Here is a 23,187-nt window from a genome sequence, read left to right as displayed (position 1 = left end):
ACATAAGGAGGAGCTCCTGCTTAGGAGTTACAGAAAGCAAGGAACACCTTTAGAAAAAACCCTTTTCTGTCTTACCTATAATTATACTACTATTTTATCTATTTTTTGATTAAAATTTCTACCATTATCTGATTATTATAAACTATTTAACGCTTCCAAAAAAGGATGAACTCCTTTAAGTAAAAAACAAAACCCTGCTTCTATAAAAACATTGCATATATTTTCCACATAAAGTATTATATATCTAAATGATATATATCTTTTTGATAGGTGAGGAAGTCGTGAAAAATTATAACAATACAACGTACGCAATTTTAGGAATTTTAACAACAGAATGCAATTCAGGTTATTCCATTAAACAATTCATTGATGAGAGCTTAAATCACTTTTGGAAAGTTAGTTATGGTCAAATTTACCCAACACTGAAATTTATTGTTCAAGAAGGATTAGCTGAAGTTCAATCCTCTTCTTCTGCAGGTAAGCCAGACCGAAATGAATACAAACTGACAACAAAAGGAGTAGAAACATTAAAAAAGTGGTTAGAGGAACCAATTGACCAGCTACCTGTTGAAAGAAATGAACTTTTATTAAAGCTGTTTTTTGGACACTATCAATCACATGAACAAACGATCTCTCTCCTTCAAAAGTACAAACAAGGACTACATTACCGGTACCAAACCTATGAATCAATTGAGCAAGCCATTTTACAGCATCAACATCACGATAAAAACTCTTTGTATTGGTTATTTACTTTGGATTATGGAAAAAGGATAACGAAAGCTGCAATCGAATGGTGTGAGTGTACTCTTCAAAAGTATGTTTCAATTAAGGGGGATTAAAACTTGGCCAAAAAGCTTTTTACTGGACGTTTTACGACTGAAAATGAAGAGGATATTGTTGTCTTTATTATTGGAATGAGGATAAATAATCGACTCGCAGTACACAAGTGGTTTCCGGTCTTTCAAGCTATGCCGGGAATGATTAAGGAGCTTTATACAAACAAAGAGGAACTTGGCTTTTTATCAATGGAAAGCTATTTTGGTTTAAGAACGACCGTCATGATTCAATACTGGCGTTCATTAGATGATCTGCTTGCTTATGCTAAATTTGAAAAACATTTAACTGCATGGAAGAATTTCAATCAAAAGGTTGGGGCGAATCATGCAGTTGGAATTTACCACGAAACTTATCAGGTAAAAAAGGGAAATTATGAATCTTTCTATGGAAATATGCCCTATTATGGGTTAGGTAAAGCGTTAAAGCATATTCCAGTTGCAACTAAGCATGAATCAGCCCGCAAACGCCTTAAATTAGACTAGATGATGATAAACATGCACCTTAAACCAGTTCCGTTAAGGTGCTTTTATCATTTCTTCCCTTTCTCGCTATGACATAAGCTGCTCCCTCTCGTTTCGCTTTGGATAAAGATCTGACAGCAAGTCTATCTTTTTGGTACCAAGCCCTTTATGGGTCATGATTACTTATTCTTTTGACCCTTAACTAATTCATCCATAACCCAGTTTGTTCTCGCACCGGTTACACCGGTACTTTGACACCGTCTGTTACCTCCAGTTAATTCATCAACAATTGTTTCAAGAAGAGGTTGGTGAACATGTTGAGGTCGCTCAAAACTCCATTCTTCTTTACCATCATTAGTTATTAAAATAACTGGATCATCGCCAAAAGTAGAAAAGGTAATCTTTCCTTTACTGCCAATGATTTCATTCACATCCACATTTTCATAAGCTGAAAAACACCAGCTTCCAATCCCATGGATCCCTGACTCAAACTGATAGGTTCCTGTCACGATGTCTTCTGCTCGATATAAGCCTGCCTGATTAGAAGCAAAACCATTTGCTTCCTTTATAGGACCAAGTAAAAAATCTAACATATCAAGTGTATGGCTGGCTAAATCGAAAAAAGTCCTCCTCCGGACAACTCAGGCTGAACCCTCCACGGGAGATTTTCCGGGTTCATCACATCTTCCCTTGCCTTCTGATACTGTGTCGTTGATACAAAACGAATGTCTCCAATTATTTTGCTTTCCAACAATTCTTTTATTTTAATAAATCGGGGCTGTGCCCTACGGTAGTAAGCAACAAATAAAGGTACTCGCGAAGCTTTACAGGCAACAATCATGTCATTGCATTCAGCCCAATTAAGCGCCATCGGCTTTTCTACATATACAGGTTTGCCTGCCTTTGCAGCTTTCAGGGTATACTCCTTATGAGAACCCGGTGGTGTTGCAATATAAACTGCGTCAACATCCGGATCATTGATTAGTGCGTCAGCATCATCGTACCATTTGGAAACATGGTGTCTTTTTGCATAGTCCTCTGCCAATTCACCAGTTCTTCGCATAACAGCTACCAATTCGGAATTTTTTATTTTTTGAAATGCCGGTCCACTTTTTACTTCCGTTACATTCCCGCATCCAATTATGCCCCATCGAACTTTTTCAAGTTTCATTGAAAATGGCCTCCTCTTTACTCAGCACGTGTTTTTATTCATTATAACGATCTGTCCATATAAGGACTTCCATAAGTAAAGGTAGCATATGCTTGCCACCCCTTCTACTACATATTTTCCTAAAGCAAAAAAACTTCCCAAACCTACTTAATTGGGAAGTTTCCTTTTTTCATTATGCCGATTGAGAAGAACTATTGTAGACACTGGTATCCAAATCTTTTGTTGCCTTACTCGTAATAACACCAGCTGTCATACTTCCGCTAACATTTAGTGCTGTACGTCCCATATCAATAAGCGGTTCAACAGATATGAGAAGACCAGCTAAACCAACTGGTAAATTCAATGCTGAAAGGACAAGCAAAGCAGCAAATGTAGCCCCGCCTCCTACTCCAGCAACACCAAAGGAGCTTATTGCTACAACAGCAACTAGTGTTAACAGGAATGAAGGTGTTAATGGATCTATTCCTACCGTAGGAGCGATCATAACGGCTAACATGGCCGGGTAAATACCGGCACAACCATTTTGCCCAATTGATAACCCAAAGGATCCCGCAAAATTGGCTACACCTTCAGGTACTCCCATGTCCTTCGTTTGTGCTTTGATATTTAAAGGTAATGCTCCGGCACTTGTTCTTGAAGTGAATGCAAATGCAAGTACTGGAAAAGCCTTCTTCACATAAGTCACCGGATTTAAACCAGCTATTGCTAAAATAAGTAAATGAATAATAAACATAACAATTAAGGCAGCATAGGATGCCAAAACAAATTTACCCAGCTTCCAAATTGCTTGATAATCACTTGTTGCTGTTACTTTTGTCATTAATGCCAACACACCATAAGGAGTCAGTCTTAAAATCAAGGTAACAACACGCATAATCAATTTATAAAAAGTCTCTACAATATCTGCAAATTTTTCAGCATATACCGGTTCCTTACGTCTAATTCCTAAAAATGCAATACCAAGAATAGCAGCAAAAATAACGACAGATATTGTTGATGTTGGATTTGCTCCTGTTAGATCCAAGAATGGATTAGTAGGAATTAACGAAACAATTTGTTGAGGTATCGTCATATCTTGAACAGAAACAACTTGTTCTTCTAATTGAGCTGCTCTGCCTAGTTCTGCTTCTCCCTGATCAATTTGTACAGCTTCCAAATTGAACAATAATGCTGAAGCAATTCCTACAGCAGCAGCAATAGCTGTTGTACCAACTAGTGTTCCCAGGATCCATCCGCTAACTTTTCCAAGATTGTTTTCCATCTTTAATTTTGTAAAAGCAGAAAGAATAGATATGAAAACTAAAGGCATAACAATCATTTTTAGGAAGCTTACATACCCGCTTCCAACTATATTGAACCAATCAATCGATGTTGAAACAGCTTCCGATTCTATTCCATAGGCAAACTGTAACCCCAATCCAAACAGGACACCTAATCCCAGGCCTTGTAAATACTCTTTTTGAAAAAGAGAGATGCTTTTTCTGCATAGTATATAAACCAAAAATAAGTAATAACATGATAATAATATTAAGAATGACGAATATATACATTTCTTCACTTCCTTTTTTAATATAACAATAGAGATATTATCACCATAATTCCTATATGTAAAGTAGGAAATGCTGAGATTGGCACATAATAAAGAATTTATTCGAGTTATCCTTACTTCATTACCCGATTACCTTTCTAAATACTCTTCTAAAAGTATAAATTAAAAAAGTCTCTTTGGATTATGAATTCCTAAGAGACTTGAATTTGCAGGAGGAACTGCACTTTATTTTTTAAACAATAGGGTAAGTGCAATAAGAAAAGTAACGGCTATGTTTAATAGTGCAGCATGGATTCCCTTCATTTTTCAGACAGTTATGCATACCAGAAATAACAGGATAGGAATTGCTGCCATTAATGCTGAAAGTCCAAGATTATTAAAAGGATTGAAAGTATCCATTAACATAATGTTTCCCCCAATGGGTCAAAGATGTGAATCAAATTATATGGCTGCATTTTGTATCTCTTTTACGGTTTGGACAGATTTAGTAAGCTTCTCTTTTTCATCCTGAGTCAGTGATAGTTCAACAATCTTTTTAACGCCGTATCTTGTAATCACAGACGGAATTCCAATAAAAACATCATGATGTCCATATTCCCCTTCTACTAGTGCTCCAACAGGTAGGACAACATGTTCATTTCTTAAGATGGCTTTCGTTATTCTTATTAGCCCCATTGCTATGCCATAATATGTGGCACCTTTTGCTTTAATAATTTCATAGGCAGCATCACGCACCTCGACTGCGATCGCTTCCTTCCTCTCCTCAGATAACCTTTTTGCAACCTGTGTTCCAGCAATATTTACACTGCTCCAAACCGGGAATTGAGAGTCACCATGCTCTCCAATAATATATCCATGAACACTTAATGGTGCTGTATCAAATTCTTTTCCTACTAAATAACGAAATCTCGCAGAATCTAAAATAGTTCCAGAACCTATCACTCTTTCTTTAGGAAGACCAGAGAATTTCCAAGTTGCATAAGCTAGAATATCGACTGGGTTTGTTGCAACTAAGAAGATACCATTAAACCCGGAATCCATAATGCTTTCAACAATAGATTTAAAAATTTTTACGTTTTTATTCACAAGTTCTAATCTTGTTTCTCCAGGCTTTTGCGCGGCACCTGCACAGATAACCACGAGGGCGGCATCCTTACAATCCTTATATGAACCGTATCTTATGTTCATAGGAGTAGGTGCATAGGCAATACCATGGTTTAAATCCATAATATCCCCTTTTGCCTTTTCTCCATCCAGATCAACAATGACCAAATCATCACATAAGCCCTGATTTAATAATGCATAAGCATAACTTGAACCAACAGCACCACTACCTACTAATACAATCTTATTCCCTAATGTTATATTCATTTGATTTTCCTCCAGAAGCTGCGTTGTAAATTTGTGAAATATTTCACATAATTTAATAAAAAAATTTTCTTAGTGATTATTATAGATTCATTAATTGAGTTGCTTACCATTTGTGAATAATTTCACAAATGGTTCCAAAAATATATTTGTAAATAATATATTGTGAAGTATTTCACATGTAGAATATATCATGATATTTCAATTTGTTCAAGACCTTTTTGTAACAAAAAACTTAAAGTGAGATTCACTTTAAAAGAGAATCTCACTTCTACATATGTTACCTTAACTTGCCTTTTTTCTTCTATATGAATACATTGCAAATATTAAAATAAACCATAATGGTGTCAGTAATAATGCCAAGCGTGTTTCATTAGCAAATAACATAATAATAAGAATCATAGCAAATAACGCTAGAACTACATAATTAACAAATGGCGTAAACGGTGCTTTAAACGTTGACTCAGCATGTAATTGTGGAAATGTTTTTTTATACTTTAAATGACAAACAATAATGACACCCCAAACCCAAATAAAACAAATAGCACTTACCGTTGATACGAGTCCAAAGGCTTGTGCAGGGATAAGTTTGCTCAAGAGTGCTCCTACCGATACGACAAGTGTAGATATGAACAATGCGTTACCAGGGACATGATTTTTATTTAGTTTTGCTAAGTTGGCAGGAGCCTGATTACTCCTGCTTAAATTATATAGAATCCGGCTTGTCGAAAACATTCCACTATTGCAGGCAGAAGCAGCAGACGTTAATACAACAAAATTAATAATACCGGCAGCAATTGGAATTCCAATTAAGCTAAATGTTTTTACGAAGGGACTTTCCTCAGCATTCAGTTCGGTCCATGGATTAATGCATAACAGAACAATAATGGAGCCAATGTAGAAAAATAGTATTCTTAAAGGAATCTTATTTATAGCCGATGGAATATTTTTTCTTGGATTGGCTGTTTCCGCTGCTGATACACCCACTAACTCTACACCAACAAAAGCAAATAAAACCATTTGAAAGGAAAGTAAGAAACCTGAAATGCCATTTGGAAAGATTCCACCGTGTTCCCACAGGTTTCTGATTGTAACTGCCCCTGCATCGGTCTTAAAACCTATCACAAGTAAAATAACCCCAACCCCAATTAATAAGAGGATCGTTATAACTTTTATTAAAGCAAACCAAAACTCTAATTCACCAAAAAGCTTAACCGTTAATAGATTGAACCCTAATAAAATAATCAAACAAATAATGGCAGGTACCCATTGAGGTATATCAAACCAATACTGTACATAAACACCGACAGCAATAATATCGGCCATTGCGATCATAATCCAACAAAACCAATAAGTCCATCCAGTCACGAACGCTATTCTTGGGCCAAGATAGTCTTGGGCGATGTCTGTAAATGATTGATAACCAGCTTTAGATAACAATAGCTCTCCCAGTGCCCGCATAATAAAAAACACAGCAATACCCACAGTTAAATAAGCAAAGATAATAGACGGACCTGCCAGTTGGATTGCTTTACCAGATCCTAGGAATAACCCGGTACCAATAGTTCCTCCGATGGCAATCAATTGAACATGCCGATTGGCTAAATCCCTCTTTAATTCTTGTTGTACCAATTCTACTCCTCCTTAAAATTTGCCACAATCTATTGTGTGACACAATGAGCAGCATAAACATAATCCATTAAAAAAAGAGATTGGATATCATCCAAATCTCTTGGTCATAAGAATATGAAATAGTATTTGTTGTACTAGTAAAATGATTAGTTTAACAAATAGGTATTCTATACTCTTCTGTCCTTTTGCCTGAGATTATGAATCCTTCGGCGCTGCGGAATGCCGCAGTCTCTCCAGAAGCTGCTCCTGCTATAGTTTCATCCATAGCGATCATAGCTCGATTATAGTTTTAACATAAAATTATTCTCAAATAATTTATAATTCTAGTCTTATTCACTTACCTTGTCAAGAACAAAAGCGCAAGCGCCTTGATCAGCCTCGGGCAAATAAGACGCAAATGAATAGAAGACGTTCTTTGTCTTCAATTCATTTGTGGCTAGACCCTAGAAGGGCTAGGCGCTGGAGCTGGATGTCGCGCACTTATCCACAGTTCAAAGGCATTTTATAGTTTCCTGGTCAATAAAAATAGAGGCTCAGAAAGCCTCTATTTTTCGTCTAAATGAAACAAGTTACTATAGTTGTTCACCATTTGTTTCAATTACTTTTTTATACCATTCAAAAGAATCTTTCTTATAACGCTTCATTGATCCGTTTCCTTCATTATCACGGTCAACATAGATCATGCCATAGCGTTTTTTCATTTCGCCAGTTGTGAATGAGACGATATCAATGATTCCCCATGGTGTATATCCGATTAAATCAACGCCATCGTATATGACCGCTTTTTCTAATGCTTCAATATGTGATTTTAAATATTGAATTCTTTCCGGATCATGGATAGAGCCATCCTCTTCCATTACATCGATTGCACCAAATCCATTTTCAACTATAAATAACGGAATTTGATATCTGTCATAAAAACGATTTAGTGTATATCGTAACCCAGTCGGATCGATTGCCCAGCCCCAGTCACTTGATTTAATGTATGGATTTTCAACACTATTCGGTAGTCCACCATTTACAACATCACCGGTATTATCATTATTTACATCACTTTTAACGGTCGTTGACATGTAGTAACTGAAGCCTAAATAATCAACAGTACCATTTCTTAAAATCTCATCATCGCCGGCTTCCATTTTGATTTGATATCCTTCTCTTTCAAATTCCTTCAATGCATAGCTTGGATAGTAACCGCGAACTTGAACATCAGGGAAGAAATAACGTTGTCTCATTTCTTCTTCTGCCAGCATGATATCTTCCGGATTAGAAGAGAAAGGATAAATTGGCACATGTGAAACCATTGCTCCGATTTGTAAGTCCGGGTTAATTTCTTTTCCCTTTGCTACAGCAAGTGCACTGGCAACAAGTTCATGGTGGGCTGTCTGGTACATAACTTCCTTAGCATTTTCATCTTCACCGACTAATACACCTGAGTTTGTCCATAAGAAGATTGGGTTGTTTACATCCATTTGGTTATTAATCTCGTTAAAAGTCATCCAATATTTCACTTTATCTTTATAACGGTCGAAGCAAACTTCCGCAAATTTCGCAAAATAGTCTACTACTTTACGATTTCTAAATCCGCCGTACTCTCTCGCTAGATGTAATGGCATTTCAAAGTGAGATAGTGTAATAACAGGCTCAATACCGTATTTTAGCAATTCATCAAACACATCATCATAGAATTGTAGTCCTGCTTCATTTGGTTCAGCTTCATCACCTTTTGGAAAAATACGGCTCCATCCAATTGAAGTTCTTAGACATTTTAACCCCATATCGGCAAATAATGCGATATCCTCCTTATATTTATGGTAGAAATCAATTGCTTCATGGTTCGGATAAAATTTATTTTCTTCAATTTCTTCCGTGATTTCCCTCGGTACTCCATGTGCACCTGCTGTCATAACGTCAACAACACTTGGTCCTTTACCACCTGCATTCCAACCACCTTCAAATTGGTGGGCAGCTAGTGCGCCACCCCATAAAAAGTCTTTAGGTAATTTACTCATGCTTAATTCCTCCTTATTTAATAACCGTTAATAGCTTTTGATCTAATACACTATCTTTTAATTTTTCAATGATAATTTCTTTGTAAGAGTGTGCATTCGTTATAATAAGAGGTGTCGTAACCTTGACTCCTTCTTTTTGGATAAACTCTTTATCAAAGGTAATTAGTAGATCACCTTTGGTAAACTTTTGACCATCTTCAACATGAAGATTAAATGGTTTTCCTTCTAATTTAACTGTATCTAAACCAATATGAACCAATAGTTCAACACCTGATTTTGAACGTAACCCAATCGCATGCTTCGTTGGTGCAACCATGACAACTGTTCCATCAAATGGTGCATATAATTTATTATCCGATGGCTCAATTGCTACACCCGGACCCATAGCACCTGAACTAAATACTTCATCTTGAACTTCTGAAAGTGGAATGACTTGACTCGTTAACGGAGCAGCTACGAATTCCTCGCTTCCTTCAGAATTGCTTTGCTGTTGAGTTGCGCTTTTTTGTTCTATTGACTCTTCACTTCCAGCTTCTTTTGCTTTATCCTCACCAAAGCCAAAAATCTGAATTAAAACGACTGGTAGAATTATCGCAATCGCAACCCCAATTAAAATTCCCCATACAGACAGTGGGTAATCTGAATTAATACCATTTACAATCGTTAGCGGACCTGGGAGACCAGCATATGCAAAATAATAAGGATTAAAGAAGCTAGCCACGATCGCACCAACTGCACCAGAAATAGCACCGAAGATAAATGGCTTTTTAAATCTTAATGTAACACCATAAATAGCTGGTTCTGTAATACCAAACAACCCCGTTACACCAGCTGAAACGCTGACTTTACGAACTTCTTGACTCTTAGCTTTAAGAATAACACCAAGCACTGCCCCGATCTGTGCAATAACGGCAATCGTTTGATACGCTTGGAAAGAATCTCTACCGTATAAATCAAAGTTTGCAAGCACCATAGGTGTAACACCCCAGTGAACACCGAAGATAACTAATATTTGCCATAACCCACCAATGATGGCACCAGCCAAAGCAGGTACATTTTCCGCTAAGAAGTTATAACCATTCGCAACCCCGTTAGCTCCCATTGTTGATAGAGGTCCGATTACTAAAATTGTTAATGGTACCATAATGACCATACATAAAAGTGGAACAAATAATGGTCGAACAATTTCATTCATTCTCTTGTTTAAAAATCTTTCAAGATAAGATAAGAACCATACTAAAAATAATGGCGGTAAAACAGAAGATGTGTAAACCGTTTCACTTAATGGCATACCTAAGAATGAAATGCTTGTTCCTGATGAAATCTGTGCAGCCATTTCTGCCCAAGTCGGACTAACTAATGCAGCACAGCAGGCAACTGCAATATAAACGTTTGTTTTAAAATGTTTTGCTGCCGTCATGGCTATGAAAATTGGTAAAAAGGTAAATGGTGCCCATGAAATAAAGCTCAAAACTTGATACGTTCCGGTTTCTGCAAAACCAGCTGAGAATAAATTAATGATAATTAATGATCCTTGTAAAATACCTGCTGCAGCTAAAATGTAAATAAAAGGTGCAAAAACAGCAGACATTGTAGCAATGACCCGGTTTAAAATAGTTCCTTCACTTTTGCCTTGCTCCTCTGTCGTTTCAAGGTTAACTAAACCTGAAAACTTATCAAAAACTTCTCCAACATGTTGGCCAATAACAACTTGGAATTGACCACTGTTCTCTACAACTGTTATAACTCCAGGCATCGCAGCTACTGCTTGTTTTGCCTTTGGATTTGAACGCTTCAAAACTAATCTAAGTCTAGTTGCACAGCGAGTTGCTCCAATAACATTCTCTTCCCCGCCAACTGCATCTAAAATGTCTTTTGCTAGTTTACTATAATCTCTAACTTTACCTGACATTTTAAATCCTCCCTAATGTATTATACGCTTTCATTATAATTGTACCGGTATAATTTTTCAAGACATTTATAATAAATTTATTTGTTGATAATAATTTTAGTTACTTTATGCTATAATTAGGTTAATGAAAAAGTAAATGACTAGCGAGGATTAGATATGTTAAAGTACCAAGAAATCGCAAAAGAAATTGAAAAATATATTGAGAATCATGACCTACAACAAGGTGATAAGCTTCCTGTATTAGAGAAATTAATGACTCAATTTGAAGTGAGTAAGAGTACGATTACAAAATCTTTAGATTTATTGGAGAGGAAAGGTGTCGTATTTCAAGTTAGAGGTAGTGGAATTTTTGTAAGAAGACATAAAAGAACTGGATATATCAGTTTGCTGTCTAATCAAGGATTCAAAAGTGACTTGGAAGACTTTCAAATCACTTCAAAGGTCTTTGAATTGGATGTAAGAAAACCAACACAAGAAGTAGCTGAGAACTTGAATATGTCACTCAAAGATGATGTGTATTATGTGAAAAGGCTTCGATATATAAACGGACAAACATTATGCTTTGAAGAATCCTTTTATAATAAATCCATTATTACTTATTTAAATAAGGAAATTGTTTCGGAATCTATCTTTCATTATATTAAGGAAGGACTTGGATTAAAGGTAGGATTTTCTGACATGTTCCTTCATGTTGATAAACTGAATGAAGAAGAAGCAACATATTTAGGATTACCTGAAGGCTCACCTAAACTTTTCGTTGAAAGTATCTTCCATTTAACAAACGGGCAACCTTTCGACTTCTCTAAAGTCACCTATAACTATCAACAATCACAGTTTTTTATACAATCGAATAGTCAGTTGTTATAGGAAAAACCCCAGTACCCTTGATCAGCACTGGTGCTGAACACCGATGCTGCGTAGAAAGTTATAACAACAAACAAGCTTGGTTTCTTTACTAAGAGATCAAGCAATTTTTATGGTTATTATGTCAGAATGTTCAGAATTGATATCTTCTATGGGAGGAAGATCATTATGATAGCCCTTTGGGGAGAAGTTGTAGGTACAGCTATTTTAATTTTTCTAGGTGGGAGTGTATGTGCCGGGGCCGCTCTAAAAAAGTCTTTTTCCTATAACGCAGGTTGGTTAGCCATTCAATTTGCTTGGGGATTGGCTGTTACCTTGGCTATTTTTACTGTAGGTACATATAGTGGAGCTCATTTAAATCCGGTTATTACTTTGGTTTTTGCCTTTTCAGGGAATTTCCCTTGGATGCAGGTAGCTGGTTACATAGTTGCTCAACTTTTAGGTACTATGATTGGTGCTGTCGGGGTTTACTTACACTATTTGCCCCACTGGAAAGAAACAAAGGATAAAAAAGCAATCCTTGGTGTTTTTGCAACAAGCCCAGCGATCCAACACACCTTTTCTAATTTACTAAGTGAGATATTAGCAACCTTTATTCTCGTATTAGGTATTTTATCTATTGGAGCAAATAAGTTTACAGATGGTCTCCATCCATTAGCAGTTGGTTTTTTAATTATTACTCTCGGAATATCATTAGGAGGTTCAACAGGTGCTGCCATGAACCCCGCACGTGATTTAGGACCAAGAATTATTCATTTTCTTTTACCTATTCCCGATAAAGGTGATTCCCAATGGCACTATGCCTGGATCCCTGTTTTAGGACCCTTTCTTGGTGGCTGTTTAGGTGGATTCTTCTATAATGGTGTGTTTCATGGAAAAATGATATCCCAATTATTTATTACCTTGGCAATAATCATCTTAATCTTATTTATTTCGCATCGTTTAGGTGTGAAAAAGCGGAAACAAAAAGTTTTAAAACCTGAGGTTGCATGATATAGTGAAAAAAGACAGGGATCCCTGTCTTTACTTTTTGTTATTCATCTGATTAAACAGAACCGTATTATGAAATTCTTGCTCCATTCCTAACGAATTCATCTGGTTTTAAAAGAACAACATCTCCCTCTTCCGGAACCCCTCCTAGTACCAGTACCTCAGATTTGAATCCTGCAATTCGCATTGGTGGAAAATTGACTATTCCTACCACTTGCCGTCCGCAAAGTTGTTCAGGATCATATCTATGTGTAATTTGAGCGGAAGATTGCTTTATTCCAACCTCCTCTCCAAAATCTATTTCCAGTTTTATCGCAGGCTTTTTCGCTTCAGGAAAGGGTTTTGCACTTATGATTGTACCAACACGAATATCCAGTTTTAAAAAGTCTTCAATATTTGCCATAATGCTTTAACCACCTTTTACAATTTTATTTCCTTCTTAAGTAACTCTGTATTTTTTTTGCTGCTACCAGTACTCTTGGAAGATCCACTTTTTATTCCGCTCCCAGGCATCTCGACGGAGGCTCTTAATTATCATCGTATAAAAAAAGGATAAAAAGAATATATAAACTTATCATAGAAAATCCCCTTGAAATTTTCTTTACCAAGTTTAATAACCTTTTTATCCTGAATGAAGAATTCTATATTTTTGTGGAGATATTCCTTCAGTATTTACAAACCACCTTGAAAAAGAGGAAGAATTCTCAAAACCTAACTCTTCACTAATCTTTGATATCGCCCATCCTGTAGAATGTAATAAATGTTTAGCCTCTTTCAGACGAAGTTCGGATATATATACTTTCAAGCTTTTTCCGGTCTTTTTCTTAAACCAAGCTGAATAATATACTGGATGGTAATGCTCTATTTTTGCTAAAGTTTCTAATGTTATTGACTCCTTATAATGCTTATGAATATATTCAATGGAAGCAGGCCTAGAGATGTGAAGTTTGCTAGTGACATATCTGGTTAGATCTACTAAGGAGGAGATATCCTGCTGGTCCTTTGCTTCTTCCAATAGTAAATAGCGTATTGAAGCCCACTGTTTATCTACCTTTACATACATACTGCTTGTATCATCGGGTAAATATTGTGTTGGAATATCTAAGATTAAAAATTCATTCCTATCTATTGATCGAAAGTTATGATCAAATCTCGGGGGAAGATATAAACAGTAATCCGAGTTAAGATTTATCTCTTGCCACTCAGTCTGTATATCTAAGGAGCCTTGTAATGGAAAAAGAAATTGACCAAACTCATGTTGATGAGACTTATATTCCCTATCATAAGACCTTTTCTCACAAGTTATTTGGTTAACACTCTCCATTTACCTGCCTCCTTAAACCTTGTTTAGTATCTATTATAATTTTAACCAAAGCTGTAATAAAGAATTAAGGGAGCACATGAAGTAATTATTTTATCAGATTGCCTAATATCTAGTTTCTTTCCCATTTTCCACGGAGTTCTCATCATATGAGACCCAATCACTATAGCTCCCGGCATATAATCGTACATTTTTATAACCAGCTAATTTTAAAGCAATGTAATTAGGTGTAGCGGTCACTCCTGATCCACAATAAACGATTATCGGCTCCTCCTGATTTAACTCAGAAAATCTCCTTTTCTGTTCCTCCGTATTTTTATAAGAACCTTTTTCCAAACCTTCTGCCCAAAATTTATGAATAGCACCCGGGATATGGCCGGCTATTCGATCAATTGGTTCTACTTTCCCTAAATAGCGTTGTTCCTCTCTTGAATCAATTAATACTGGAGACTTTTTCTGTTGCTGAACAACTTCCTTTACATCCTCATAAGTAGCCAGCATCTCTTTTTGAATATGCACGTCAAAATTAGATAATTCAAACTCTGGTATTTCTTTCGTCGTTTTATATCCGGCTTCTACCCAGCCTTTAAAGCCTTCATTTAACACATACACGTTTTGATGTCCTATAAAGGTAAGCAACCACCAAAAACGTGATGCATATTGCCCCTCCCCACCATCATAGGCAACAACCGCTTTTTTGTTATCAATTCCCGCTTTCTCGATATCGAGTTTAAACTGATTGATATCAGGAAGCGGATGCCTTCCACCATGCTTTGCAAGAGGAGCTGATAACTGTTTTTCTAAGTCAAAATAAACAGCCCCAGGGATATGGCTCTCTTGATAAAGCTTCTCTCCTTTCAACGGATTTCCCAACTCAAACCGACAATCCACGATTTTAACCTGCCCGTTATGTAATTGGTCATTGAGCCATTCCTTATTAACTACAAATTTCATCGTTCATTACCTCCATTAATTTAAACTGATAACCTGATAATTCTCTTTAAAAGGAGAATTTCCTCTCCCTAAATTGATTAATAGTCACGAGAGTAAATGTAAAAAACCGAAGATATCAAGCTTATACACATAACTCGATAACTTCGGCTTACTCATCCTATTATTATTTTTTATACATCTTAAACTCCAAGAATAGTTCATTATAATAAGCCAGCATTCTCTTTCCAAGGTTTTCATATACTTCTAGTTTATCTGTTAATTGTGGATCCGGGTAAAATCGTTTATCACCTGATATCTCTTTCGGTAATAGGTCAAAGGCTTTTGCATTAGGTGTTGAATACCCCACATACTCTGCATTTTGAGCTGCATTCTCAGGATCTAACATGAAATTCATAAATAAATGAGCACCTTCTATATTTTGGGCAGTCTTTGGTATGACCATATTATCAAACCAAAGATTCGATCCTTCCTTAGGCACGACATAATTCAGATTTTCATTTTCACCCATCATTTCAGCAGCATCACCTGACCAAACAATCCCAATTGCGGCCTCTTCATTTGCGATAAGCATTTTGATTTCATCTCCGACAATTGCTTTTATATTAGGAGTCAGACTTTGCAATTTTTGCTTTGCTTCCTGAAGATGTTCTTTATTTTTATCGTTTAAGGAGTAGTTTAGGCTATTTAAACCCATCCCCATGATTTCTCTTGCTCCATCCACTAAAAGGATTTGGTTACGCAGACTCTCATCCCATAAATCGTTCCAGCTTATTATTTCTTTCCCTTCTAACATAGAAGAGTTATAAATAATCCCTACCGTTCCCCAAAAATATGGAATGGAATATTCATTTTTTCGATCAAAGTCCAAATCCATAAAACGTGGATCGATATACGTTAAATTTGGAAGTTTTGAATGGTCAATTGGAATGAGCAAGTTTTCCTCTTTCATTTTTTCGATGGCATATTCTGACGGTATGGCCAGGTCAAAGGTCGTTCCACCTTGAGAGATTTTCGTCATCATCGCCTCATTTGAATCAAATGTTTGATAAATGACTTTTAACCCTGTTTCCTGTTCAAACTTGTCAATGAGATCAGGATCTATATAATCTCCCCAGTTATAGATTGTAAGAGTATTCTCTCCTGAGTACCCTTCAGATGTATTCAAATAATTGGTCCAAGATAAGAGGAGAAGGGAAACAACAAAAACCAGGACAAACATACGAACGAGCTGTTTCATTTGCCTCCCCCTATTCCATTTGTTTTAAGACTACGTTGATTAATATAGTAATAGCCAATGACCAGAACGATTGTAAATAAAAAGATTAACGTTGTTAAAGCATTGATCGTTAAAGATATTCCTTGACGTGCCAGCGAATAAATTTCAACTGATAATGTTGAAAAACCATTTCCGGTTACGAAAAATGTAACGGCAAAGTCATCTAGTGAAAACGTCAAAGCCATAAAGAAACCTGCCAAAATTCCTGGTGAAATATATGGAAGGATCACCTTTGTTAACACATTCCAGTTACTGGCTCCAAGATCAAGAGCGGCATCCACTAAAGATGAACTCATTTCTTCGATCTTAGGTAATACCATTAAAACAACAATCGGCACACAAAAAGCAATATGTGATAAAAGAACAGAAGTAAAACCCAGTTTAATCCCAACAATCGTAAATAATATTAAAAAGGATGCCCCAATAATGACGTCAGGACTAACTAAAAGAACATTATTGAATGTTAAAAATGTATTTTTTAGTCGATTCTTTCTTACATGTGCGATTCCCAGTGCCCCAAACACTCCAATAATCGTTGAAATCGCTGCTGATAAAAGAGCGATGATTAGTGTGTTTAAAACAATAATGAATAAACGTGTATCAGCAAAAACCTCTTTATACCAATCAAGGGTAAAGCCTTCAAACTGGTGCATCGTTCCACCGCTATTAAAGGAATAATACATCAAATAAAAAATCGGAGAGTATAAAATGATAAAAACGATGATCAAATAAAGATTCGCTACTTTTCCATTTCGTTGCATCTTATAACATCCCTCTCTTCCGATTTCCGGTTAACATCATAATAATAGCCATCGCAATAATTAAGAATACGGCAATTGTCGCGCCCATTCCCCAATCTTGAATGACAAGGAAATTTTGCTCAATTGCTGTTCCAAGCGTAATTACTCGGTTCCCGGCAATCAGTCGGGTGATCATAAATAATGATAATGCCGGAATAAAGACAGCCTGACAGCCTATTTTCACACCATTCAACGTTAAAGGAAAAATAACACGGCAAAATACAGTCAAAGGTGTCGCCCCTAAATCACTTGCAGCAGCAATTAATGAAGGGTTGAGCTTATCAACGGCATTAAATATAGGCAAAATCATAAATGGAATAAAAATATAGACGGAAACAAAGACAAAACTAAAATCGGTAAATAAAAGCTGCTGTGCAGACATTCCAAAAAAGACAAACAAGTCATTAACCGGTCCATATGTTCCAAAAATACCCAGGAATGCATAGGTTTTTAATAACAAGTTGATCCACGTAGGCAAAATGATGAGAAGAAGCCATAATTGCTTATGTTTTGTTCTTGTCAGCAATAAAGCCGTCGGATATCCGATTAAAAGTGAAAATGCTGTAATTAAAAAGGCATACCAAAAGGAACTAATCGCCATCTTAAGATAAACAGGCGAAAAGAATTTTTGATAGTTTTCTAAACTAAATTGCCCCTCTATATTAAAAAAAGAATAATATAAAATAAGAATAATAGGAGCAATAACAAAAACAACAATCCATAACATATAAGGGATGAAATAAAGTGTACGGGTTTGTCTATTCATCGCTAACCTCTGTATAGGATTCTAGTCGTTTGTCAAATTCATCCTCTGTTTCACCTAATCTCATCACATGGATCGCTTCCTTTTCAAAATAAAGACCGATCTCAGAACCAACAATTGCTTTTTCCGTTGAATGAACAAGCCACTCATTGTCTTCTTTGTCATAGCAGCAAATTTCATAATGAACACCTCTAAATAGCTGGGAATCCACTCTTACTTGAAGCTTTCCTTCTTCAAATGTGCTAATTTTTAAATCTTCCGGACGAATGACAATTTCAACCCTTTCATTTGGATCAAAACCTTGGTCCACGCACTCATATTGTTTCCCCATAAACTCCACTAAAAAGTCCTCGATCATGTTCCCTGAAACAATATTCGATTCTCCGATAAAATCTGCAACAAAACGATTGATAGGTTCATCATAAATATCAATCGGGGTTCCACTTTGTTCAATTTTCCCCTCATTAATGACAAAAATCTCATCAGACATAGCCAGCGCTTCTTCCTGGTCATGTGTGACAAATATAAAAGTAATCCCAAGACGCTGCTGTAATTCTCTTAACTCATACTGCATCTCGGTTCTTAGCTTAAGGTCAAGAGCTGATAAAGGTTCATCTAAAAGAATAATGTCCGGTTCATTGACAATCGCTCTAGCAATCGCAACCCGCTGTCTTTGTCCACCAGACATTTCATTGATTTCGCGTGCCTCGTAACCAGCCAGGTTCACAAACCTGAGGGCTTCTTTCACCTTTTGTTCAATAACAGTATTCTTAAGTTTTTTAATACGCAGGCCAAAGGCAACATTTTCAAACACGTTTAAATGAGGAAACAATGCGTAGTCTTGAAAAACAGTGTTAACTTGGCGCTTATTAGCCGGGACAGAGTTAATGACTTTTCCATTAAAATAAATGGTCCCTGTAGACGGTTGTGTAAATCCTGCAATTAACCTTAACACCGTCGTCTTACCGCAACCTGACGGACCTAGTAGTGTATAAAACTTTCCACGCTCCAATTCGAAGCTGATATTATTTAATACGGGGTTGTTATCATACTGCTTTATTACATTCTCAAAGCGAATAACAGCATCGTTCACCATATCGTTATTCCTCCTGCAAGATGAGTATAGCTCAACTATTTCGACATTTTTCTACTTTTTTACGAAGAGTAATTATACATCATTTATTAGAAATAAAAAATAATGTGTGTTACATCCAATTACAGAAAAAGTAACATAGTTTATCTCTAGTTTAAAACCAAAAAGAGCCCCGGGTTTTGACGGTTTCTTAATACAACGAAAGGCTCAATTTTACTTTTTTAGCTTCATCTGTATAAACACTAATAGTATATATGCCCTTTTTTCCTTTAAATCTTATTACTCCACTTTTTGCTGAAGATATTGTATCTTCCCAAATTTCGTCATCTGAATGTTCAACATATATCGTATATTCCCCTTCTTCAACTGAAGCTTCAAAAGGAATAGTCATAGTTCCGTTAACTGTTTCATTGATTTCAAAGGTTTCAACTTCATGATTACCTTTTAATGAACCGATAGATAAATTTACTTCCCCATTGGTTGTTGTTTTGTTCATATTTATCACTACATGATCTCCAAAAAAGAAAGTAACGACCAAGGTAATAACGGTGAATAGCCCTATCATTCCTCCCAAAACGACCCCTAGAATGATAAAGACCCGTTTATTCAAACCTTTAAATGATGTATGTGAATGTATACGAGTGTTCAATTTATAAACTAGTCTAAAAATTAGGGGAAAGGTGATTGCTGGAAACAGGATATAAACCCATCCTCCAAATGAGAGGGCTTGAATACTAAATAAAAGCATGGCAAAAAAGTAAAATCCCACACCAAACCAGTAGGTAACCCTATAAAACTTACTTTCTACGTATGGCTTACCAAACATAAAATATATTATATTTTTCAAGACTCAGCCTCCCTCTATTTTTGAAACTAATTCTTTGTAAAATAAAATTCTTTCCCTTTTGAAAGAACCGCTACCTGAAATGAATTATATTGAAGGAAAGCGTATCGTAACTGTCGTTCCATGACCCTTTGAAGTTTGAAAGTCAATTGTTCCTTTATATTTTTCTACAATATTAAAGCAAATCATCATTCCTAATCCTGTTCCTTTACTTTTTAAAGAATAAAAGGGAGTTCCGAGAGATGCAACCTCTTCTTCCGACATCCCTCTTCCATGATCAGTAACATTAATTACAACAAAACTCTTTTCAGTTCTAGCTGTTACAAGGACTAAATCGCCCATTTTAGAGGCCTCTATGGCGTTTTTAATAATATTGATTAATAGTTGTTTAAACTCTATGGTGTTAATAGCAATATGACAATCATCCATTATGTTTAATTCGATTCGATTATTATGTAAAAGTCCATATGAATGTAGTAAATCTGTAACACTCTGAAGAACCAGCTTTACATCCACTGTTTCAAGTACCTTTTCTTTTTCCGGTTTGGCAACAGCTAAAAATTGAGAAATGACCTGTTCTGCTGTCCCTAACTCATCAATCATCAAAGCAAGATGCCCTTTTCTCTCGGCGGGAAATGAAGTGTCTTGTTCAAATAACTGTAAAAATCCCTTCACAACGGTTAAAGGATTTCTAATTTCATGTGCAACAGCAGCTGAAAGTTGGCCTGTTATCTTCAAACGACCAGATTGTTGTATTTGTTCATAATACAATTTTTGTTGTTTTATTCGCCTATTCGTTAAGTGAAAAATAAAATAGACAATAAGTTGACTCGCAATAAAGTTGATCAAATTTCCTATTAAATCCCCTTCTATATAAGGGTACCGGTTTCCTTGATCAAAAATTATAATATAGCAAAATAATAATAGGATGGATACAAAATTTGATAATAATGAAAAATAAAAAAGCTTTAAATCAAAAAATAAGATTGGAATTGCCGGAATAAAACAAAGTAAAATAAAGTTGGACCACGTCTCTGGATATAAAAAGAACAGTGTATAAAAGTAAACACCTGCAACGACTGTGATCATGATTCGCAGGGCATCTGTACCACGTTTAGGATAAAGTAATAAACAAACAGACAGAACAAACACCAATATAGTATGGAAGATAAAACCAAACTCGAACTCTCCCATACGCGGATTATTAATCATCAAGCCCATTATCATCATAGCTATCACAATTAGTACAACTATATAGTACATTTTTTTGTTTAATTTATTATGAAACTCCTTCATACATCCCCCTTTTTTATCCATTGATATATACACACTAAAATATACCATTATTTTGATATACTGGAGCAATTTTTTAGCTCTAGTTTATCATTACGGTTTTCGTAACGTATCTAATGAGGTTTAAACTGGTAGAAATTATGGACAGTATAGGATTAATCTCTTGTTTAAACGTTCTAAAACTTCTTCAGGCATTTCCTTGACCTTGATATCCTCACCTAGGAAAAGCAGCCAATTGGTCATTTCAGTCAATTCTTCCAGATTATTAACATTAATAAAGGACTTTAGTAAAGCTGTGGTTTGGTAAGGACTTGTATAGGAAATTGAGACTTTTAAAGGATGGTATTTTTTGAACTGGGCAATCGCCTTTGAACCAAGTTCAACTACAAGATTTATCACTTCTTCCTGCTTATTTAATTTTGCCAAAATAGCTTTCTTGCTTACTCTTTTTTTCGCAGAATATGGTTTGACATTGATGAGATTGTCCACCGGGAATATTTGTCTCTTTTCTTCTATCAAGTCATAGCCTTCAATCAGCCAACTATTTTTTTCACGATAAAGGTGCAGGAGATAGATTGGATATGATATTCTTTCCTTCTCTTCTTTGATGGTAATCAATAAATAGCTATCCAAAAGAAGTTCTTGGATAAGTTTTTCTAAAATTGGGTGGGGCAGGTCTGACAGTTCAAGCAGGTCTGGATTATTTGGGTTTGTCCCTTCAAAAAGCAAAATTTGATTTAATAATACTAGTTCATCCTGCTGATTTTCGGAGATAAGACCAAGTAATTTTTCTGCTAAAGACTGACGGCTCTTTAGATAAGGGAGTTGTTGATTTCTTGTAGCCATAAAGGCAATAAAAAGAGCTTTAATTTCATTATCAGTAAAGCGAACGGTGGGCAGTACAGAATTGTTCATAACAGAGTAGCCCCCATCCCTTCCTACTTCAGCGACAAGCGGCATCCCCATTGCTTCAATTTCTTTTATATCCCTAATAGCAGTGGAACGGGAGATACTAAATTCTTGCATAATTTCAGAAATTGTAAAGTGGGACCGGTTGTTGATATATCGCATGATAATATTAATTCGTTCAACTTTTTTCATCGGATCCTCCTAAACAGTATCATTTTTTGACATGATTAAGGACTATTATAAACTCATCAAGTGAAAAGACAAATCATTTGAAAAAATTTATAAAAAGGAAGGTTTTGAAAATGACAAATTATACGCTGGAAGAAAAAGAAAGCTTCACTGTATTAGGTATTGGAATTGAGTTGGAAAGCGATTATACAGATTACGCAGGCATAAACAAGGAAAAGGCAGACTTTTGGCATGAAGTCAAACAAGATGGAAGACTTGACACGTTAAAATCTATAGCCACAAATGACTACATTTTTGCCGTGAACGAAGCGGTAAATAATAAGATGATGCATTATGCCGGGGTTATGTCAGAGCAGTCTCTACCAGAAGCATCAAGAGTTATTCAATTTCCTAAAGGGACATACCTGATCGTACAAGGGGAAGGAAAAACAGCTGATGAATTGAGTAATACACTCACTGGCATCGCCTTTGGTCAAGTCTTGCCTGAAGCAAAGGATTTTGCTTATGTTGGCGGGCCGAATGCAACAGTTGAGATGGGACAGTGAAACGGCTTAGTATTTGGTGAAATGTGGATCCCTGTAGTTAGGAAATAACTGGCGAGATAAAATTGTCCCCTATTGTAGATTTTATAAATGTGTCTATAGCTCTTAATTGAGCTTAAAATTATTATGAATTCCAAAACAAAGACTATTATTATGCCACATATTTTAGACATTCAAATCACGAAACAGGACATCTCCTTCATACTAGAGAGTGCTGTTTCTTTTTATGTCATTTACCTATGATACAGTTCCTCCCTATATATCAAGATGAATGAATCTACTTACTTTTTTCATGCCTCCAAAAAAACACTCTCATTTAATTTGTATTTGTACCCATTGCGTTCTAAATATTCTGTTGACAACTCCTTTAAGAGGATATACATTAATGATATTGATAATTATTATCA

At 35.9% G+C, this 23,187-nt stretch carries 19 protein-coding genes, 3 pseudogenes and 1 riboswitch; of the genes and pseudogenes, 5 read left to right on the top strand and 17 right to left on the bottom strand.

What is annotated here, in order from left to right; all coding sequences use genetic code 11:
- The first annotated feature begins 281 nt into the window (after window positions 1–281).
- Window positions 282–839, top strand: a complete 558-nt coding sequence (locus AC0L8O_RS22975) for a PadR family transcriptional regulator (protein WP_473445527.1) — start codon at window positions 282–284, stop codon at window positions 837–839.
- 3 nt (window positions 840–842) lie between these two features.
- Window positions 843–1,319 (top strand): DUF4188 domain-containing protein, encoded by a 477-nt coding sequence (locus tag AC0L8O_RS22970; RefSeq protein ID WP_473445525.1) that lies wholly within the window; start codon window positions 843–845, stop codon window positions 1,317–1,319.
- A 158-nt stretch (window positions 1,320–1,477) separates the two neighbouring features.
- Here the strand turns inward: AC0L8O_RS22970 and AC0L8O_RS22965 are convergent.
- The 7 genes and pseudogenes from AC0L8O_RS22965 to AC0L8O_RS22935 all read right to left on the bottom strand — a co-directional run bounded on the left by AC0L8O_RS22965 (window position 1,478) and on the right by AC0L8O_RS22935 (window position 10,942).
- Window positions 1,478–2,469, bottom strand: a pseudogene (locus AC0L8O_RS22965) (Gfo/Idh/MocA family protein).
- 172 nt (window positions 2,470–2,641) lie between these two features.
- Window positions 2,642–4,019, bottom strand: a pseudogene (locus AC0L8O_RS22960) (L-cystine transporter).
- A gap of 245 nt (window positions 4,020–4,264) precedes the next feature.
- Window positions 4,265–4,423 (bottom strand): annotated as a pseudogene (locus AC0L8O_RS22955) (L-lactate permease); the annotation flags it as partial.
- A 36-nt stretch (window positions 4,424–4,459) separates the two neighbouring features.
- Entirely contained in the window at window positions 4,460–5,389 is a 930-nt protein-coding gene (locus AC0L8O_RS22950; RefSeq protein WP_473445523.1) for an L-lactate dehydrogenase, read from the bottom strand.
- Between the two features lie 282 nt (window positions 5,390–5,671).
- Window positions 5,672–7,018, bottom strand: coding sequence for an amino acid permease (locus tag AC0L8O_RS22945; protein ID WP_473445521.1), 1,347 nt, complete (start codon window positions 7,016–7,018; stop codon window positions 5,672–5,674).
- Between the two features lie 167 nt (window positions 7,019–7,185).
- Window positions 7,186–7,265, bottom strand: a riboswitch (glycine riboswitch).
- A gap of 325 nt (window positions 7,266–7,590) precedes the next feature.
- On the bottom strand, window positions 7,591–9,030 hold the full coding sequence (bglA, locus tag AC0L8O_RS22940) for a 6-phospho-beta-glucosidase BglA (protein WP_473445520.1): 1,440 nt from the start codon (window positions 9,028–9,030) through the stop codon (window positions 7,591–7,593).
- 13 nt (window positions 9,031–9,043) lie between these two features.
- Window positions 9,044–10,942, bottom strand: a complete 1,899-nt coding sequence (locus tag AC0L8O_RS22935) for a beta-glucoside-specific PTS transporter subunit IIABC (protein ID WP_473445518.1) — start codon at window positions 10,940–10,942, stop codon at window positions 9,044–9,046.
- Window positions 10,943–11,098: 156 nt separating this feature from the next.
- On the opposite strand from AC0L8O_RS22935, the gene AC0L8O_RS22930 reads away from it, so the two are divergent.
- Window positions 11,099–11,809, top strand: coding sequence for a GntR family transcriptional regulator (locus tag AC0L8O_RS22930; protein WP_473445516.1), 711 nt, complete (start codon window positions 11,099–11,101; stop codon window positions 11,807–11,809).
- 165 nt (window positions 11,810–11,974) lie between these two features.
- Window positions 11,975–12,799 carry an MIP/aquaporin family protein gene (locus AC0L8O_RS22925; RefSeq protein WP_473445514.1) on the top strand — a complete coding sequence of 275 codons (825 nt, stop codon included), beginning with the start codon at window positions 11,975–11,977 and terminating at the stop codon, window positions 12,797–12,799.
- 67 nt (window positions 12,800–12,866) lie between these two features.
- Here the strand turns inward: AC0L8O_RS22925 and csaA are convergent, their stop codons facing one another.
- From csaA to AC0L8O_RS22875, 10 genes are all read right to left on the bottom strand, one after another.
- A complete protein-coding gene (gene csaA / locus AC0L8O_RS22920; RefSeq protein ID WP_473445512.1) occupies window positions 12,867–13,199 on the bottom strand; it encodes a chaperone CsaA in 333 nt (110 codons plus the stop codon).
- 219 nt (window positions 13,200–13,418) lie between these two features.
- A complete protein-coding gene (locus AC0L8O_RS22915; protein WP_473445510.1) occupies window positions 13,419–14,120 on the bottom strand; it encodes an AraC family transcriptional regulator in 702 nt (233 codons plus the stop codon).
- A gap of 102 nt (window positions 14,121–14,222) precedes the next feature.
- Entirely contained in the window at window positions 14,223–15,071 is an 849-nt protein-coding gene (locus AC0L8O_RS22910) for a sulfurtransferase (RefSeq protein ID WP_473445508.1), read from the bottom strand.
- A 163-nt stretch (window positions 15,072–15,234) separates the two neighbouring features.
- Window positions 15,235–16,308 (bottom strand): ABC transporter substrate-binding protein, encoded by a 1,074-nt coding sequence (locus AC0L8O_RS22905; RefSeq protein WP_473445506.1) that lies wholly within the window; start codon window positions 16,306–16,308, stop codon window positions 15,235–15,237.
- The gene (locus AC0L8O_RS22900) at window positions 16,305–17,108 is read right to left on the bottom strand and encodes an ABC transporter permease (protein WP_473445504.1); all 804 of its coding nucleotides are present in this window, start codon (window positions 17,106–17,108) and stop codon (window positions 16,305–16,307) included. Before AC0L8O_RS22900 ends, AC0L8O_RS22905 begins: the two co-directional genes overlap by 4 nt.
- Before the next feature lies 1 nt (window position 17,109).
- Window positions 17,110–17,913, bottom strand: coding sequence for an ABC transporter permease (locus tag AC0L8O_RS22895; protein ID WP_473445502.1), 804 nt, complete (start codon window positions 17,911–17,913; stop codon window positions 17,110–17,112).
- Window positions 17,906–19,006: an ABC transporter ATP-binding protein gene (locus AC0L8O_RS22890; protein WP_473445500.1), complete on the bottom strand. Its 1,101-nt coding sequence runs from the start codon at window positions 19,004–19,006 to the stop codon at window positions 17,906–17,908. The genes AC0L8O_RS22895 and AC0L8O_RS22890 overlap by 8 nt, the downstream gene beginning before the upstream one ends.
- A 187-nt stretch (window positions 19,007–19,193) precedes the next feature.
- Window positions 19,194–19,850, bottom strand: coding sequence for a hypothetical protein (locus AC0L8O_RS22885; protein WP_473445498.1), 657 nt, complete (start codon window positions 19,848–19,850; stop codon window positions 19,194–19,196).
- Between the two features lie 84 nt (window positions 19,851–19,934).
- On the bottom strand, window positions 19,935–21,143 hold the full coding sequence (locus tag AC0L8O_RS22880) for an ATP-binding protein (RefSeq protein ID WP_473445496.1): 1,209 nt from the start codon (window positions 21,141–21,143) through the stop codon (window positions 19,935–19,937).
- Window positions 21,144–21,278: 135 nt separating this feature from the next.
- Window positions 21,279–22,241 carry a helix-turn-helix transcriptional regulator gene (locus AC0L8O_RS22875; RefSeq protein ID WP_473445495.1) on the bottom strand — a complete coding sequence of 321 codons (963 nt, stop codon included), beginning with the start codon at window positions 22,239–22,241 and terminating at the stop codon, window positions 21,279–21,281.
- A gap of 110 nt (window positions 22,242–22,351) precedes the next feature.
- On the opposite strand from AC0L8O_RS22875, the gene AC0L8O_RS22870 reads away from it, so the two are divergent.
- Window positions 22,352–22,783, top strand: coding sequence for a GyrI-like domain-containing protein (locus tag AC0L8O_RS22870; protein ID WP_473445493.1), 432 nt, complete (start codon window positions 22,352–22,354; stop codon window positions 22,781–22,783).
- Window positions 22,784–23,187 lie beyond the last annotated feature (404 nt).

The organism is Metabacillus sp. KJ11-3, assembly GCF_055808295.1.
Note: the sequence above shows the minus strand (reverse complement) of the source record. Positions and strands in the feature narration are given on the sequence as shown.

Bases quoted from the DNA above. Each gene is read 5' to 3' on its own strand.
- AC0L8O_RS22950 (WP_473445523.1), bottom strand. From the start codon at position 5,389: ATGAATATAACATTAGGGAATAAGATTGTATTAGTAGGTAGTGGTGCT.
- bglA (WP_473445520.1), bottom strand. From the start codon at position 9,030: ATGAGTAAATTACCTAAAGACTTTTTATGGGGTGGCGCACTAGCTGCC.
- AC0L8O_RS22935 (WP_473445518.1), bottom strand. From the start codon at position 10,942: ATGTCAGGTAAAGTTAGAGATTATAGTAAACTAGCAAAAGACATTTTA.
- AC0L8O_RS22930 (WP_473445516.1), top strand. From the start codon at position 11,099: ATGTTAAAGTACCAAGAAATCGCAAAAGAAATTGAAAAATATATTGAG.
- AC0L8O_RS22925 (WP_473445514.1), top strand. From the start codon at position 11,975: ATGATAGCCCTTTGGGGAGAAGTTGTAGGTACAGCTATTTTAATTTTT.
- csaA (WP_473445512.1), bottom strand. From the start codon at position 13,199: ATGGCAAATATTGAAGACTTTTTAAAACTGGATATTCGTGTTGGTACA.
- AC0L8O_RS22915 (WP_473445510.1), bottom strand. From the start codon at position 14,120: ATGGAGAGTGTTAACCAAATAACTTGTGAGAAAAGGTCTTATGATAGG.
- AC0L8O_RS22910 (WP_473445508.1), bottom strand. From the start codon at position 15,071: ATGAAATTTGTAGTTAATAAGGAATGGCTCAATGACCAATTACATAAC.
- AC0L8O_RS22905 (WP_473445506.1), bottom strand. From the start codon at position 16,308: ATGAAACAGCTCGTTCGTATGTTTGTCCTGGTTTTTGTTGTTTCCCTT.
- AC0L8O_RS22900 (WP_473445504.1), bottom strand. From the start codon at position 17,108: ATGCAACGAAATGGAAAAGTAGCGAATCTTTATTTGATCATCGTTTTT.
- AC0L8O_RS22895 (WP_473445502.1), bottom strand. From the start codon at position 17,913: ATGAATAGACAAACCCGTACACTTTATTTCATCCCTTATATGTTATGG.
- AC0L8O_RS22890 (WP_473445500.1), bottom strand. From the start codon at position 19,006: ATGGTGAACGATGCTGTTATTCGCTTTGAGAATGTAATAAAGCAGTAT.
- AC0L8O_RS22880 (WP_473445496.1), bottom strand. From the start codon at position 21,143: ATGAAGGAGTTTCATAATAAATTAAACAAAAAAATGTACTATATAGTT.
- AC0L8O_RS22875 (WP_473445495.1), bottom strand. From the start codon at position 22,241: ATGAAAAAAGTTGAACGAATTAATATTATCATGCGATATATCAACAAC.
- AC0L8O_RS22870 (WP_473445493.1), top strand. From the start codon at position 22,352: ATGACAAATTATACGCTGGAAGAAAAAGAAAGCTTCACTGTATTAGGT.